Raw genomic sequence first — 15,130 nt, forward strand, 5'->3', positions numbered from 1 at the left:
CTCCTCTCCCTCAACGGCTGGACCGGCTGGTCGTGGTCAGGCGTCGGCCGGGTCGACCACGAGCACCTGGGCGGCGCGTACGACGCGCTCGCCGAGGCGGTAGCCGCCCTTGGCGACGTGCTTGACGGTGGTCACCTGGACGTCCGGGTCGGCGCCGAGGTGGCTCAGCGCCTCGTGGAACGTCGGGTCGAAGGCGTCGCCGGGCTCGCCGAAGCGGACGAGTCCCGCGGCCGCGACGACCCGCTCCAGCTGGTCGGCGACGGCCTTGAAGCCGCCCTCGAGCTCGCCGTGCTCCTTGGCGCGGTCGATGGTGTCGAGCACCTCGACCACGGGCGTGAGCGCCTTGTAGGCGGCGGTCTCCGCCACCAGCTGGCGGTCGCGCTCGACGCGCTTGCGGTAGTTGGCGTACTCGGCCTGCAGGCGCTGGAGGTCGTTGGTCAGGTCGGCGATGGCGGCGCGCATCGACGACTGCTCGTCGCCGTCCACGCCGTCAACACCCTCCCGGCCGCGGTCCTCGGCGGTGCCGGCGTCGTCGCCCGCGACGACGTCACCGGCCACCTGCTCCTCGACCTCGGTCTGCTCCGGCGCCTCGCCGGCCGCGTCGCCGAAGCCGGACCCGCCCTCCGGAGAGGGAGCCGCGGTGGGCTCCCCCTCCGTCGGGTCGTACGCCTCGGTGCCCGTCGTGGGCTCGTCGGGGCGATCGGTCACTTGTTCTCACCCTCGCTGTCGCTCGAGCCGGCCGTGTCGTCGGCGGGCTCGTCGACGATCTCGGCGTCCACGACGTCGTCGTCGGACTCACCGGTGGCGCCGGTGGCACCACCCGCGGCGGCCTGGTCGGCCTCGGCAGCGGCGTAGAGGGCCGCGCCCATCTTCTGGCTCGACTCGTTGAGCTTGGCGGCCGCGGCGGTGATCTCCTCGGAGGTGGCGTCCTCCTTGGCGAGCGCCTCCTTGAGCGCGTCGACGTCGGCCTGGACCTCGGTCTTCACGTCCTCGGGGAGCTTCTCGGAGTTGTCGGCGAGGAACTTCTCGGTCGTGTAGACCAGCTGGTCACCCTGGTTGCGGGCCTCGACGGCCTCGCGACGACGGGCGTCCTCCTCGGCGTACTGCTCGGCCTCCTTGACCATGCGGTCGATCTCGTCCTTGCCGAGCGCGGAGCCACCGGAGATGGTCATCGACTGCTCGCGGCCGGACGCCTGGTCCTTGGCCGAGACGTGCACGATGCCGTTGGCGTCGATGTCGAAGGTGACCTCGATCTTCGGCACGCCACGGGGAGCCGGCGGGAGGCCGGTCAGCTCGAAGTTGCCGAGCGGCTGGTTCTGCGACCACATCTGGCGCTCGCCCTGCGCGACCTTGATCTCCACCGACGGCTGGTTGTCGTCGGCGGTGGTGAAGATCTCCGAGCGCTTGGTCGGGATGGTGGTGTTGCGCTCGATCAGCGTGGTCATCACGCCGCCCTTGGTCTCGATGCCGAGGGACAGCGGGGTGACGTCGAGGAGCAGCACGTCCTTGACCTCGCCCTTGAGGACACCGGCCTGAAGCGCGGCACCGACGGCCACGACCTCGTCCGGGTTGACGCCCTTGTTGGGCTGCTTGCCGCCGAGGAGCTCGGTGACGACCTCGGTCACGGCCGGCATGCGGGTCGAGCCGCCGACGAGGACCACGTGGTCGATCTTGTCGATCGCGACGCCGCCGTCCTTGAGGACGTTCTGGAAGGGCGCCTTGGTGCGCTCGAGCAGGTCGGCCGTGAGCTTCTGGAACTCGCTGCGGGTCAGCTTCTCCTCGAAGTGCAGCGGGCCGGACTCGCCGTGGGTGATGTAGGGCAGGTGGACCGTGGTCTCGCTGGACGAGGACAGCTCGATCTTCGCCTTCTCCGCGGCCTCCTGGAGGCGCTGCTTGGCGATCTTGTCGGCTGCGAGGTCGACGCCGTTGGAGTCCTTGAACTTCTTGACCATCCACTCGACGACGCGGTTGTCCCAGTCGTCGCCACCGAGGTGGTTGTCGCCGGAGGTCGCCTTGACCTCGACGACGCCCTCGCCGATCTCGAGGAGGGACACGTCGAACGTGCCGCCACCGAGGTCGAAGACGAGGATGGTCTGGTCCTCGCCCTTGTCGAGGCCGTAGGCCAGGGCGGCCGCGGTGGGCTCGTTGACGATGCGGCTGACGTTGAGGCCCGCGATCTCGCCGGCCTCCTTGGTGGCCTGGCGCTGCGCGTCGGAGAAGTAGGCCGGGACGGTGATGACCGCGTCGGTCACCGTCTCGCCGAGGTAGGCCTCGGCGTCGCGCTTGAGCTTCTGGAGCACGAACGCGCTGATCTGCTGGGGGGTGAAGGTCTTGTCGTCGACGTCGACCTTCCAGTCCTCGCCCATGTGGCGCTTGACGGACCGGATGGTGCGGTCGACGTTGGTGACCGCCTGTCGCTTGGCGACCTCGCCGACGAGGACCTCGCCGGACTTGGTGAAGGCGACGACGGACGGGGTGGTCCGGGCGCCCTCGGCGTTGGCGATGACGGTGGGTTCGCCACCCTCAAGGACGGCGACGACGGAGTTCGTCGTGCCGAGGTCGATGCCGACCGCTCGAGCCATGGTGTGTTACCTCCTGCGTTGGATGCTTGGGTATGTCAGCCATCCTGCCGCGCTGCGGACGGAGTGGCAAAACACTTGAGCCGATGTCACTCAACTCTGTTCATGGGTTCCAACGCATGGCGGGCCGAGATGTTCCCGGATCCGGCGAGAACTTCGGCGCGCGGTGGTCCGGCGCGGGGCCACTCCGTGGGTGAGTCCTCCACCGCTCGGCCCCCGTGCCTACACCCCGGACGTGCGGAGTCCCCCCGGGCGGGGGCGTCGAACGTACGACCGCACCCGGCCGACGGCGGACCCCTCGAGGGATGTTCGAACTTCTGGGAGTGTGTACGCCCCCAGAAGTTCGGGTTTCCCCGCATAGGCGGGGAAACCGCACGAGGACGACGACGGAGGAGACCCGCTCAGCGCTCCCAGACGTACGGCGTCGTGGTCGTCACCGCACGGAGCCCGGAGCGCTCGAGGATCGGGCGCGACATGTCGGTGCAGTCGGAGTGGATGAGCCGGATGCCACGGGCGACCGCGGAGCGGGCGCGGGCGGCGACGAGGGCGCGGTAGATCCCACGACCGCGGAACTCCGGCAAGGTCGAGCCGCCCCAGACACCGGCGAAGTCGGTGCCGGGCACCGGCGCGAGCCGCCCGCCCGAGACGATCCGGCCGCCCACCTCGGCGACCCAGAACTCCGAGTCGCCGCCCTCCAGCTCGGCCAGCGAGGAGGCCAGGGAGGGCCCGCGCCCGGTGCCGAACACCGACTCCTGCGCGGCGAGCATGCGGGTGAGTTCGTCGACGGCGCTCGGGCCCGGCTCGATCCGGCGTACGACGACCGGGCCCTCGGGCGTGTCGGCGAGGGGCACGTCGACAGCGAGCAGCGACGCCTCCCCGATCATCACCGTCTCGGCCGGCTCGGCGGCCAGGCCGTGGGCGACGAGGCGCTCGCCGAGGTCGGCGGGCAGGTCGTGCCCGCGCGACTTCCACTCGAACGAGTCGACGTCGGTGTCGTCGCGGTAGTGGGCGACGGTGCGCTCGACCAGGGCGTCGAGGTCCGCACCGTCGAGGCCGCCGAGGTCGCGGTAGGTGACGAAGCCGCCGTGGTCGAAGACCCCCCAGTGGAGCGGGCCCTCCCGCTGGACGTCGATCGCGCGGTTCATCTCGGCGTCGGTGCGGAGCTGTTCGTCGTAGGCCGCGAGGAGGTCGGTGGTCGTCATGGGCCGAACCCTAGGCGTGCGGACTCCGGGAAATCTCAGGGATATTTCCCTGCACAGGACGGCCGGGAGGCCGCACACTTCTCGTGTGCTCCATCGGGGGAACCTGCGCCGGGTCGTCGGCGCCTCGGCCGTCGTCGTGCTGCTCGCTGCCCTGCTGGCGTTCTGGGTCGCCGACCGCGCGGGCGCCGGCCCGGCCCGCTGCCAGCAGCACCGGATCGACTCGCGCGAGCGCGCGACCCTGGTCACCGGCGAGGGCACGCGCACGCTGGTGATCGGCGACTCCTGGTCCGTCGGGCTCGGCCAGGCCGACCTCGGCCGCTCCTGGGCCGCCCAGCTGCCCGGCGAGGTCCACGTCGCCGGCTTCTCCGGCTCCGGCTACAGCGCCGGCGCCAGCGGGTGCGGCCGCGTCTCGTTCCACGACCGCGCGACGACCGCGCTCGCCACCCGGCCACAGCTGGTCGTCGTCCAGGGCGGGCTCAACGACCACGACCAGCCGTCGGCCGCGATCACGCGCGGCTTCGCCGACCTCATGGCCGACCTCGCCGGTCACCACGTCGTGGTCGTGGGTCCCGCCGACGCTCCCTCGCGCTCGCACGCCGTCGGCCGCGTCGACGCCCTGCTCGCCTCGCTGGCCGACGACCACGAGGTGCCGTACGTCGCCACGACCGACCTCGACCTGGCCTACCTCGGCGACCGGCTGCACCTCACCGAGGGCGGGCACCGCGAGTACGGCCTCGCCGTGGCGGAGCGGATCGCGGCCCTCGAGCCGGCCCGGCCGGCGCTGGACCTCCGCTGACGCGGCGTCACTCCGCCAGCCAGGCAGCCCAGCTGTCGAAGGAGTAGGGCCGGCCCAGGAAGTCGGCGACCAGGTCGGCGGCGTCCTTGCGCCCGCCCATCGCCAGCACCCTGTCGCGGTAGGCGGTGGCCACGTCGACGGCGAACAGGTCGTCGGCGTCGAAGGCGGAGAACAGGTCCTTGGCGATGACCAGCGACCACATGTAGGTGTAGTAGCCCGAGGAGTAGCCGTCGAGGTGGCCGAAGGCGCAGTGCATGTGCGCGCCCTCGAGCGGCGGGAAGGCGGAGTAGCGGCGCTGCAGCTCGTCGCCGTAGGCCGTGAGGTCGTCGTGCTGACGGGCGTGGAACCAGTAGGACCGGGCGGCGTAGGCCATCTGCTGGGCGGCGTAGAGGCCCTTGCCGAAGTGGTCCGCCCGGCGCATCGCGGCGACGAGGTCGGCGGGGATCGTCTCGCCGTCGGCGTTGCGGGCGAAGGTGGCGAGCACGTCGGTGTCCCAGGCCCACTCCTCGAGCATCTGGCTCGGCGCCTCGACGAAGTCCCACTCGGTGGCGACACCGGAGAAGCGGATCCACTCCCCCTGGCCGCCGAGCACGTGGTGGACGAGGTGCCCGAACTCGTGGAAGAGGGTCACCACCTCGTCGTGCTCCATCAGCCCGCGGGCGAAGTTGCAGACCAGCACGCCCTCGGGGAGCTGGCGTCCCGCGACGCCCCTCACCAGGTCGAACTGGGCGGCGTGCTTGAACTTGCCCTCGCGCGGGTGGAGGTCGAGGTGGATGCGGCCGATCCTCCGGCCGTCGAGCCCGACGTCGTAGGTCGCGACGTCGTCGTGCCACGTGCCGGCCTCGGCCCGGTCGACCGGCGTCCACTCGAGGCCGAACAGCCGGCCGGTGACGTCGAGGAGGCCCTGGCGGACCTGCTCGAAGGGGAAGTAGGTGCGCACGACCTGGCCGTCGACGTCGTACTGCTCGCGGCGGACGAGCTCGGAGTAGTAGCGCGAGTCGTAGGTCGTCACGGTGTCGGCGGTCGGGTCGTCGAGTCGCTTGCGCTCGAGGAGCACCGCGACCTCCTGGCCGGCGCGCTCGGCCGCTGCGTCACCGATGCGGTCGATGAAGTCGGCGACGGCCCGGCCGCTGCCGATCATCTTGACCTCGGTGTCGTAGTCGGGCCAGGAGTCGTAGCCGAGCAGGGCGGCGGTCTCGCGGCGGACGGCGAAGATGTCCTGGAGGACCTGGTCGTTGGCCGGCCAGGCGACGTTGTTCTGGGCCAGCGCGAGCTCGCGGCGGGCCTCGCCGTCGGCGCCGAAGGTCATGAACGGCACCAGGTCCGGATAGTCGGTGGTGATCGTGACGAGGCCGTCCTCATCCGCCGGGTGGGCCGCGCGGTAGTCGTCGGGCAGACCGGCCAGCCGCTCGGGCGCGATCCGGACGGAGCGCACGTCGTCGCGGATGTGGCGCCCGAAGTCCTGCGAGAGCCGCACGCCCTGCTCGCTGAGCTCGCGCAGCCGCCCGCGCGTCGCCTCGTCGCGGTCGACGCCGGTGCGGCGGAAGTCGCGGAGCGTCTGCTCCAGCACGCGGCGGGCGTCGGCGTCGAGCTCCGCGAGGTCGGAGGAGGCGGAGAGGCCGTCGAGGACGGCGAACAGGTCGCGGTCCTGGCCGAGCTCGGTGACGTACTTCTGGACGTCCTGACTCAGCTCGTCGGCCCGGTCGCGCACCGCCGCGTCGGGGTGCACCTCCGACCAGAGCGACACCGCCTCGGCGTTGGCGAGGGCGGTCTCGGCCCGGTTCCACGCCGCGAGCACCTCGGCGGCGCGGACGGGGCCGGTCTTCACCAGGTCGACCAGGCGCCTGGCCTCGGCGAGCTGCTCCTCGCAGCGCCCGGCGACCCACCCGAGCCAGTCGCCGGTGCCGGGGAGCGCGATCGGCTCGGTCGCCGGCGCGGGGCCGGGGCTGGCGGAGGTGGGCTGCGTGTCGGTGTCGTGGGCCACGCCCACGGAGCCTACGGGCGCGGCGCGGGACGTACCACCGGGTGGGGCGGAGCCTGGGGACGGCGCCCCGTAGCGTGTCCGGGTGAGCAGCCCGGGGGACGCAGCGTTCCGCTTCCGCGACATCTGGGTGGTCGCGTACGGCCCCTCGATCGTCTCCGCGATCGGGCACGGCGCCATGCTGCCCGTGCTCGCGGTCCGGGCCCGCGACCTCGGCGCTGACGTCAGCACGGCGGCCGCGATCGTGGCCATGACCGGCGTCGGGATGCTCCTGGCCAGCCTGCCGGCCGGGGCGCTCGTGGCCCGGATCGGCGAGCGGCGCGCGCTGGTCGGGGCCGGGCTCGTGGACGCGGTCGCGATGGCGGGGATCGCGCTCACCGACTCGGTCCTCGGCCTCGCGGTCGGCGTCCTGCTGAGCGGCGTGTGCTGGACGCTGTTCCTCATCGCGCGCCAGGGCTTCATGATCGACGTCGTCCCGACCACCCACCGGGCCCGCGCGATGTCGCTGCTGGGCGGGTCCTACCGCGTCGGCGTGCTGATCGGGCCGCTGATCGGCGCCGGCCTGATCCGGGTCAGCGACCTCACCAGCGTCTTCTGGCTCGGTGCCGCCATGTCCGTGACGGCGTCCTGCCTCGCCGCCACGATGCCCGACCTCGGGGAGGAGAAGCGCGCCGCGGCCCGCGCGAGCGGCCACCTCGGCGTGTGGACGGTCATCGCCGCGCACCGCCGCGTCTTGGCGACCGTCGGCACCGCGGTGGTCATCCTCGGCATGAGCCGCTCGCTCCGGCTCAGCCTCCTCCCCCTGTGGGCCGACCACCTCGGACTGTCCGCCTCCACGATCTCCCTGATCTTCGCCGGGGCCGCCGCGATCGACGTCGCCTTCATCTGGCCCGGCGGGTGGCTGATGGACACCCGCGGGCGGATGGTCGTGGCCGTGCCGGTCGTGCTGTCCATGGGCATCGCGTGCCTGCTGCTGCCGCTCGCGACCGACGCGGTCTCCGTGGCGCTGGTGATGGCGCTGATCGCGTGCGGCAACGGACTGGGCTCCGGCATCGTGATGACGCTCGGCGCGGACTCCGCGCCGGACGCGGGCCGCTCCCAGTTCCTCGGCGCGTGGCGCCTGTGCGGCGACATCGGCAACACCGGCGGGCCGCTGCTCGTCAGCGCGGTGGCCGCGGTGGCGCCCCTGGCGACCGCCTGCCTCGTGGTCGGCGTGCTCGGGATCGCCGGTGCCGGCTGGGTCGGCTACTGGACCCGTCGCGTGGACCTGGCCAGGACCGCCGAGCTCACCCGACGGTGACGGTGACCTCGTTGGACACCACGTCGGAGTCGGTGTCGACCACCCGGAACTTGTTGGGCCCGACCCGGCTCGTCTGGACGTACGTCGCGAAGGTGCCGCCGCTGACCGACATCGTCACCGGGAAGTCCGACCACGTGCCGCTCTCCATGCGCTGCACCTGCAGGATCGCGCCCTCACCGGCCTGGTAGGTGCCGGTCAGGTCGATCTGCTGCATCGGGCTGACCGACTGCTGCGCCGCGGTGAGGGAGATGGCCTCGGCCGGCGCCTCCGACGTCGTCTCGGTGCTCGGGCTGGGCTCGGTGCCCTCGGGGGCGGGCTCGCTGCTGGTGGTGTCGCTGGGCTGCGGGAGGTTGAACGTCGACGGCGTCGACGTGTCGTCGCTCGCGCTGGAGGTCTCGCCGATGCCGGTGGCCTTGACGCCGACCATGACGGCGAGCCCTCCGAGCAGCCCGATCGCCACGGCGACCGCGACCAGGGCGACCAGCCCGGTCAGGACGGGGCGGTTCTCGGTGTCCATGGAGACCTCTCGGCAGGGTGGGGCAGTGACGCCATTGTCCGGGACGGCCGGTTGCATGGCCAACCGGCGCGCGTCCGGGCACCGCTCCGCCGGGCTCCCGTCACGGCGGAGTTGGCAGGATGGGGCCATGCAGTCACCGTTGCGGCACGGCAAGGCAGCCATCGGCACCACGATCGCCGGGGGTGCCCTCGCCGCACTCTCCCAGGCGCCCGAGCGCGCCACCCGGCTGCTGCGGCACCGCTACCCGACGGTCGCGGTCACCGGGATGACCGGCGTGGGCAAGACCCGGCTGGCCGACCGCCTCTCGCGACGCGCGAGCGCCCAGTCCGCGGACCAGGGCCCGGACGTCGGCTCCGCGGTGATGGAGCGGCGTACGCGGCGCAACGCCAGGCTGCGCGGCTACCGCTTCCGCGTGGTGCCGGGCGAGAACGCCGCCACCCGCCTCGGCGCCCTCGACGAGGTGTTCCACGACGAGCCGGTCGACGGCGTGCTGCACGTCGTCGCCAACGGCTATGCGACCCCGCGACGCCCCGCGGGCACGAGCGGCGCGGCGCTCGCCTCACGGGAGGACCAGCTCGCCGCCGAGCTCGAGGACTGGGCGATCACCGCCCACCGCATCGCCAGCATGGCCGTACGCCGCGACCGCCCCACGTGGCTGGTCATCGCGGTGACGAAGGCCGACCTCTTCGCCGACGACGTCGACGCCGCCGTCGACTACTACTCCCCCGGCAGCGGCTCGCCGTTCGGCGACCGCCTCGACGAGCTGCGCGCCCTGGCCGGCGGCGCCAAGCTCTCGATCGACGTGCTCCCGGTGTGCGCCCAGGGTGCCGGCAAGAAGCTCGTCGAGCCGACGTCGCTGTCGGACAAGGCGTGCACCGACCTGCTGGGCCGGCTCGAGCTGCGGATGGCGCAGCTGTCCGGCCACGTCTGAGGCCGCCCCACCCCCGGTCGGCGCGGCGCGGTCCAGACCGGGTGCACGCGGGTCGTTCACAGTTTCACGACTTCGGGTTTCGACGCCGTTCATCGGGGCAGAAGGTCGCCATGAGGCCGATTGCTGTCAACCAGCGGGCGCTGCGGGGCGCCAAGGAGGAGCTCGACTCCGCTCGTGAGGAGCTGCGGGCCGCGCTCGGCGAGATCGACCACCCCGCCGACGACTTCCCCTGGCGCGACCTCATGGTCGAGGGGGTGCGCAGCCTGGTCCAGGACGCCGAGCAGGTCGCCACGAGGTGCCGCAACATCGCGAGTGCCATCGACGAGTCGATCATCGACTTCGACGAGCTCGACATCATGGTCGGCGAGGCCGCCGCGGTGGCCATCAAGCTGGACCAGGTGAAGCCATGACCAAGGTCGTCGCCGACAGGGCCGAGGCCCAGCAGGACGGGCTGACGTTCGGCAACCCCATCGGCTGCCACTACCACTGGCTCGAGCCCGACAGGATCGACGGCTACGGCGACTCCGTGCGTCGCCTGGCCGGCAAGGTCGAGCTCGCCGTCGACGGCTTCGAGCGCACCGCCCACCTCTCCGAGGAGGTGTTCGCGGGCGAGGCCGCCGACACCCTGCGCGACCGTGCCGCTCGCCGCCACGAGGAGTCGGCGGCGGTCCGTGACAACCTGCGCGGCCTCGGCCGCGCCATCAACGCCTACTCCGACGCCCTGCGCCGCTACCGCGAGGGGCTCGAGCAGCTCCGCGCCTACGCCGTCTCCGCGGGCCTCGAGATCCGCGACCAGCGCATCTGGCCACCCGTCGAGACCATCGCCGGCGACGCTCCCCAGAAGGAGGTCGACGCCTGGGAGCGGGACTGGAAGGCCTACCAGACGTGCTTCGAGGCCAAGGTCGAGCTCCGCGACGCCCGCCGCGCCGCCACCCGCGACCTGGCCCGGGCGCTCGCCGAGCACGCCGGCGTCCACCCCGACAAGGACAAGGCCAAGCTGGTCGCACGCAACGTCCACCAGGTGCGGTTCGGCGAGCTCCGGCGCGAGGCCGCCGAGGAGGCGATGGAGGCCGTCCAGGCCAACGACGCGGCGGACGCCGCCCGGCACACGGTCGAGGCGCTCAAGCGTCGCGAGCAGGCGGCGTTGGGTGACCTCGAGGAGATGGTGCTCGCCGAGCGGCCGCCCGAGGAGATCCAGGCGCAGGCCGCGAAGGTCCAGGCGCTCCACCGCGAGCTCACCGAGGCACGGGTCGAGGCCCGCGACGCGGAGGCTGTCGCCGAGCGCGAGGTGGCCCAGGCGGACCGGGCCGCCCGCAACCTCGAGGCGGCCGAGGAGGGCCGCACGCGCGTCGTCGGGGAGCGCGCCGACCTGCCGCAGGGGCCGCGGACCGCAGCCCAGCCCGCCGACCTCAAGGACCGCCTGGGCTGAGCCGGGCACTCCTCCGCGTCAGGCGGTCTCGCGGACCTCGACGACCTCGTGCCGCGGGATCGCGTTCTCGCCCCGGGCCGAGCAGGTGAGCAGGTGCCACTCCTCGCCGAGCACCCGGCGTACGACGACCTCCCGCACCCCGTGCCCGACGGCATCGAGCCTGGTCGTCGTCAGGTCGCCGTCGGCGCGGGCGCCGAGGACGCGGACGTCGTCGAGGCCGACCAGCCCGAGCGAGCGGCGCAGCGCGACGTCGGCGGCCTGCACGGCCATCGGCAGGTCGGAGCGCCCGCGGAGGTGGTCGAGCAGGAGCTCGCCGGACGCGGTCGCGGCCGCGACGGCGGGCCCGGTGTCGGCGTCGAGCCCGCCGTAGTAGAGACCCCGCGGCAGCACGACGACGTTGCCGGCGAACCGGTCGCCTCCCACGTGCGAGGACTCCCAGACCTGGTCGGCGTGCGGGCCGTCGGCCAGTGCCCGCGCGAGGGGGCGGCCGAGCTCGGCGCAGCAGGCGTCGTGGCGGCCGTGGGTGCACACCGCGAGCACCGGCGCAGCCTGGGGCTCGAGACCCGGCGAGCGGCCGGCACCGAGCGCGGCCAGGTCGAGGTCGGCGACGTCGGCGACCCGGTCGAGCGCCGCCGTCTCCAGCCAGGAGCCCGCTCCGGCTGAGCGGGCGGCGAAGACGCGGGTGGTCCCGCCGTCCTGCTGCCGGCCGGGGCGACGGACGAGCAGGACCCGCACCCGGTGGCGGCGCGCCTGGTCCCGCAGGTGGGCTCCGACACCCTCGGGCAGGCGGGCGTCGCGGAGGGCGTCGCTGCCCCACGGGCCGCCGCGCTCCACCAGGAGCCAGCTCCGCACCGTCGAGGCGGTGCCGGCCAGCTCGTCGCCGCGGGCGCGACTGGCGACCGCACAGCGGAACGCGGTCACCGGACGACCTCGAGCAGCCCTTCCCGCACCAGGCGCCGGCAGAGGACCAGGGCGCTCCCGGCGTCGAGCATGGTGAGCGCACCGGGGGTGAGCTCGGCGTGCGCGGCGACGTGCTCCAGCGCGGGACGCACGCGGGCCGGGACGCGCAGGACCCGGTCGCCGAGCAGGACCCGGACGCTGTCGCCGTCGTCGATCAGCTCGCAGGGGTGCCCCCGGCGCCGTCGCAGCCGGGTGTCGGCGTCGATCGTGCCCAGGGCGGCGCGGTCCAGCAGGGCCCCCGCCACGCGGGGCGGGCGGCTGCCGAGGAACTCGGTCGCCTGGTCGGTGGCCAGCACCGCGGGATCGAGGCGTCGTACGGCGTCGGTGAGGGAGGCGAGCCGGTCGGTCAGGCCGTCGGCCAACCGGGACGGGTCGTCGAGGTAGCCGGCCGGCAGGTGCTCGTCGGGGACCTGGGCGAGCAGGCGGCCGACCTCGCGGGTCAGCAGGCTGCGCCACGTGAGCTGGTTGATCCCGATGGTCAGGTGGAGGGAGACCTCCTCCTGCGCGCGGGCGGCGTGCGGCGTGCCGGTGGGGAGGTAGGCCACCACGCCGGGCTCGAGCAGCAGCTCGCCCGGACCACCGTCGCCGTGGATCTCCCAGAGCTTGGTGCCGTGGGTCTGCAGGACGAAGACGTCGTGGGAGTCGGAGTGGACCGCGAAGCCCTGCGCACCGGGCGGGGTCAGGTAGGCGTTGGCCTGGCACGGGTGGCCCAGCTCGAGCTCGAGCTCGGCGACGAGGTCGCCCACGGGCGTCCAGTAGCGCTGCAGCCCCTGCAGCACGATCGTCGCGCCCTCGTCGTGCAGCCCCATCAGCTTCACGGGGTCGACGAGGCCGGTCAGCGGCTTGCCCGCCAGGCTGCCGCCGCGCGTGAAGGCCGACTCGGGCAGCACCGAGCCGTTGCGGGCCACGCGCACCGCCGGCGCGCGGATGGCGGTCTCGGTGAGCAGGTGGTCGACGTGCGCCAGCGAGAGCACCTCGGCGCCGTGGCCGGGGTCGGTGCGGTGGACGTGGACACGCGACGCCCAGACCTTGTCGATGAAGGTCTGGGCGTCGCCCGTCAGGCGGTCGAGAGCGCTCAGAGCGCGGTCCCGTCCGTGCCGTCGGCGTCCGTGGAGTCGCTGTCGGTCCCGTCGGCGTCCGTGCCGCCGGCGTCCGTGCCGTCGGCGTCGGTCGAGTCGGCGTCGGTCGAGTCGCCGTCGGTCGCGTCGGTGGAGTCACCGTCCGTCGCGTCGGCGTCCGTGCCGTCCGCGTCGGTGCTCGGGCCTGCCGCCACACCGGTGGGGTCGACGCCCTCGGTGCTCATCTCGTCGTCGCCGAGCGGGTTGTCAGGAGTCGTCGTCATGGATCCTCCTCGTCTGCCCGGGCGGACCGTCCGTCCCGGGATACGCGTCGAGTCTGGTGCTCGCCGCTTCCACCGTCCCACACCCCGCGGGGCGGGGTCACCGGGCCGTCCAGCGGTCCGCCAGGGGCAGGCGGATCAGGCGGTGCGGACCTCGTAGCGGGTGGTGCCCTTGACCTTGTCGTCGCCGCACGACTGGCGGCGCGCGGGGCCCGGCGCCGGCACCACCTCGTCGTCGGGGTGACCGCCACCGATGAGGTGCAGCTCGCGCACCTGCTCCGTCCCGGACCGGCCCGCGCGGCCACGCATCCACGGCACCGGCACCTCGCCCCGCTCGACCGCCTCGCACACGGCCAGCGCGGTGTCCGGGTCCAACCGGCCCAGGGTCAGCCCGCTCGGGAGCGCCAGGAGCGTGCCGGAGAACCGGTGCCCGCCCAGGTGCGTCGTCTCCCAGGTCCCCTCGGGCCACCGCGCGCTGAGCCGCCCGGCGATCGGCCGGCCGATCTCGGCGCAGCACCGGTCGCGCTTGCCGTTGGTGCAGACCAGCCAGAGCGGGCCGTCGTACGCCGTGAGGGCCGCGGGGTCGCGCAGGAGGGACGGCTCGAGGAGGTCCTCGGGCCGGTCGAGCACCGCGGTGCGGACGTCGTAGCCGCCCTCGGTCGCCCGCGCCCGGTAGACGCGCGTGCCGGGGCCGGCGCTGCCGTCGCAGCGGCGCACCAGCAGGACCTTGGCCTCGAGCGAGGCCAGGTGGTCGCGCACCAGTCCGGGGAGCCGGTTGTCGGTGACGGCGTCGCGTCCCCACGGCCCGGGCGCCTCGACCAACAGGATGTCGGTGTCGGTGGGCGCCGTGCCGGCGATGGGCTCGGCGTCCTCCACGCTGGCCGAGGAGCACCGGAAGTCAGGCATGGGAGAAGTCTGGCCGACGCCTGGTCGGCCAGACCCTCCGTGGGTGTGGGCCCGCGTCAGTAGCGCTGGTTCTGCCAGAGCAGCCCGGCGGCGGCCGACTCCGTCGGGTTGCAGTAGCCGCCGTAGGTCCGGTAGCGCTCGGGGGAGATGAGCTCCTTGGCGCAGTCGGCGGCGTGCTCGAGCGGGGCCCAGTCGGGCGCCATCGGGATGGTCGGGACCGCCGGGTCGGGGTTGACGTCCGGCACGAACACCTCGGCCGAGCGCGCGACGAGCTGGTCCCAGGTCTGCCGGGTGCCGCCCCAGTTGTAGAACTGCTTCATGTGCGCGCACTCGTGGATCGCGATCCCGAGCTTCGACACCTCGGGCTCGGCGGTGAGGGTGGCCAGGGTGGCGGCGTCGATGACGATGCCGTGCTGCCAGTTGAACACGCCCGTCCGGTCGCCGGTCAGGCCCGTGGTGTCGATGGTGACGCTCGCGTTGGGGCACAGGCCCGCGATCGGGGCGTAGAAGCGTGCGGCGTCGCCGGTGTAGGCCGCCGGGTTCTCGAAGCGGACCGAGACCGGCTTCGACGACACGCTGCGCCGGGCGCGCCGGGGGCCCTTCGTCGGCTTCTTGGTCGTGAGCCGGTAGTCGACGGTCTGGGCCGCCACGCCCGTCGGCACCACGTGGGCCGGCACCCGGGCGGCGACGTACTGCTTGCCGATGCTGCCCTTGGTGCCCGCGACCTTGGTCCACTTCCCGCCGTCGACGCGCGCCTGCACGAACACTTTCGGCAGGATCGGCCGGACGCCGCGGTAGGTCTTCCAGGCTGCCTCGACCTGGATGCCGGTGCCCGAGCCGCGGGTCGCGGTGGTGAAGGCGAAGCCGTCGATCCGGTTGTACTTCGCGCCCCAGAAGGCGAAGAGAGGACGACGGTAGGCGCGGGCGGACGGTGCCCGGTCGCCCCGGTCGCCCGTGGCGCTCGCGGAGCGCTCCGGCGCGGTCAGCACCGGCGGCACCACCTCCGGCACGTCCCGGGTGGACAGGAGGGCATCGGGAGCGGCGCCGCGACCGTCGGCGGGCCCCGCCACGGCGGGTGCGGCGAGGAGGGACAGGGCTGTCGCGGCGAGTGCTGCGGTCAGGCGTCGGCCTGAGGTCATGGGCTGCTCCGTGGTCCGGGGGACGGTCGAGTGCTGCCTACCCGTGGTGGT

15 protein-coding genes are annotated in these 15,130 nt (G+C 73.5%); 5 read left to right on the forward strand and 10 right to left on the reverse strand.

Annotation, left to right across the window (positions count from 1 at the left end):
• Positions 1-36: 36 nt before the first annotated feature.
• The 3 genes from grpE to HN031_RS05455 all read right to left on the reverse strand — a co-directional run bounded on the left by grpE (position 37) and on the right by HN031_RS05455 (position 3,781).
• Positions 37-708, reverse strand: a complete 672-nt coding sequence (grpE, locus tag HN031_RS22210; protein WP_367650659.1) for a nucleotide exchange factor GrpE — start codon at positions 706-708, stop codon at positions 37-39.
• Positions 705-2,582 carry a molecular chaperone DnaK gene (dnaK, locus tag HN031_RS05450; RefSeq protein WP_172267371.1) on the reverse strand — a complete coding sequence of 626 codons (1,878 nt, stop codon included), beginning with the start codon at positions 2,580-2,582 and terminating at the stop codon, positions 705-707. The genes grpE and dnaK overlap by 4 nt, the downstream gene beginning before the upstream one ends.
• Positions 2,583-2,980: 398 nt before the next feature.
• Positions 2,981-3,781, reverse strand: coding sequence for a GNAT family N-acetyltransferase (locus HN031_RS05455; protein ID WP_172267374.1), 801 nt, complete (start codon positions 3,779-3,781; stop codon positions 2,981-2,983).
• Between the two features lie 85 nt (positions 3,782-3,866).
• Here HN031_RS05455 and HN031_RS05460 point away from each other — a divergent pair, with 85 nt between their 5' ends.
• On the forward strand, positions 3,867-4,577 hold the full coding sequence (locus tag HN031_RS05460; RefSeq protein WP_172267377.1) for an SGNH/GDSL hydrolase family protein: 711 nt from the start codon (positions 3,867-3,869) through the stop codon (positions 4,575-4,577).
• 7 nt (positions 4,578-4,584) lie between these two features.
• Here the strand turns inward: HN031_RS05460 and HN031_RS21360 are convergent, their stop codons facing one another.
• The gene (locus HN031_RS21360) at positions 4,585-6,561 is read right to left on the reverse strand and encodes a M3 family metallopeptidase (protein ID WP_367650660.1); all 1,977 of its coding nucleotides are present in this window, start codon (positions 6,559-6,561) and stop codon (positions 4,585-4,587) included.
• Positions 6,562-6,643: 82 nt separating this feature from the next.
• Here HN031_RS21360 and HN031_RS05470 point away from each other — a divergent pair, with 82 nt between their 5' ends.
• Positions 6,644-7,858: an MFS transporter gene (locus tag HN031_RS05470; protein ID WP_322423389.1), complete on the forward strand. Its 1,215-nt coding sequence runs from the start codon at positions 6,644-6,646 to the stop codon at positions 7,856-7,858.
• Here HN031_RS05470 and HN031_RS05475 read toward each other — a convergent pair.
• The gene (locus tag HN031_RS05475) at positions 7,845-8,375 is read right to left on the reverse strand and encodes a hypothetical protein (RefSeq protein ID WP_172267383.1); all 531 of its coding nucleotides are present in this window, start codon (positions 8,373-8,375) and stop codon (positions 7,845-7,847) included. The genes HN031_RS05470 and HN031_RS05475 overlap by 14 nt on opposite strands.
• A 127-nt stretch (positions 8,376-8,502) precedes the next feature.
• On the opposite strand from HN031_RS05475, the gene HN031_RS05480 reads away from it, so the two are divergent.
• From HN031_RS05480 to HN031_RS05490, 3 genes are all read left to right on the forward strand, one after another.
• Entirely contained in the window at positions 8,503-9,306 is an 804-nt protein-coding gene (locus HN031_RS05480; RefSeq protein ID WP_172267386.1) for a hypothetical protein, read from the forward strand.
• A 110-nt stretch (positions 9,307-9,416) separates the two neighbouring features.
• On the forward strand, positions 9,417-9,716 hold the full coding sequence (locus HN031_RS05485; protein WP_172267389.1) for a hypothetical protein: 300 nt from the start codon (positions 9,417-9,419) through the stop codon (positions 9,714-9,716).
• Positions 9,713-10,735, forward strand: coding sequence for a hypothetical protein (locus tag HN031_RS05490; RefSeq protein ID WP_172267392.1), 1,023 nt, complete (start codon positions 9,713-9,715; stop codon positions 10,733-10,735). The genes HN031_RS05485 and HN031_RS05490 overlap by 4 nt, the downstream gene beginning before the upstream one ends.
• An 18-nt stretch (positions 10,736-10,753) precedes the next feature.
• On the opposite strand, the gene HN031_RS05495 is transcribed toward HN031_RS05490, so the two are convergent.
• The 5 genes from HN031_RS05495 to HN031_RS05515 form a co-directional block, all read right to left on the reverse strand.
• Entirely contained in the window at positions 10,754-11,656 is a 903-nt protein-coding gene (locus HN031_RS05495; protein WP_172267395.1) for a sucrase ferredoxin, read from the reverse strand.
• Complete coding sequence (locus HN031_RS05500; RefSeq protein ID WP_367650661.1) at positions 11,653-12,669, reverse strand: cupin domain-containing protein; 1,017 nt, start codon at positions 12,667-12,669, stop codon at positions 11,653-11,655. The genes HN031_RS05495 and HN031_RS05500 overlap by 4 nt, the downstream gene beginning before the upstream one ends.
• Positions 12,670-12,770: 101 nt before the next feature.
• A complete protein-coding gene (locus HN031_RS05505; RefSeq protein WP_172265510.1) occupies positions 12,771-13,037 on the reverse strand; it encodes a hypothetical protein in 267 nt (88 codons plus the stop codon).
• 135 nt (positions 13,038-13,172) lie between these two features.
• The gene (locus HN031_RS05510) at positions 13,173-13,940 is read right to left on the reverse strand and encodes a sucrase ferredoxin (protein WP_172267398.1); all 768 of its coding nucleotides are present in this window, start codon (positions 13,938-13,940) and stop codon (positions 13,173-13,175) included.
• Positions 13,941-13,996: 56 nt separating this feature from the next.
• Positions 13,997-15,079, reverse strand: a complete 1,083-nt coding sequence (locus tag HN031_RS05515) for a hypothetical protein (RefSeq protein WP_172267401.1) — start codon at positions 15,077-15,079, stop codon at positions 13,997-13,999.
• Positions 15,080-15,130 lie beyond the last annotated feature (51 nt).

Source organism: Nocardioides sp. zg-1308 (assembly GCF_013155375.1).
GTDB classification, from domain to species: domain Bacteria; phylum Actinomycetota; class Actinomycetes; order Propionibacteriales; family Nocardioidaceae; genus Nocardioides; species Nocardioides renjunii.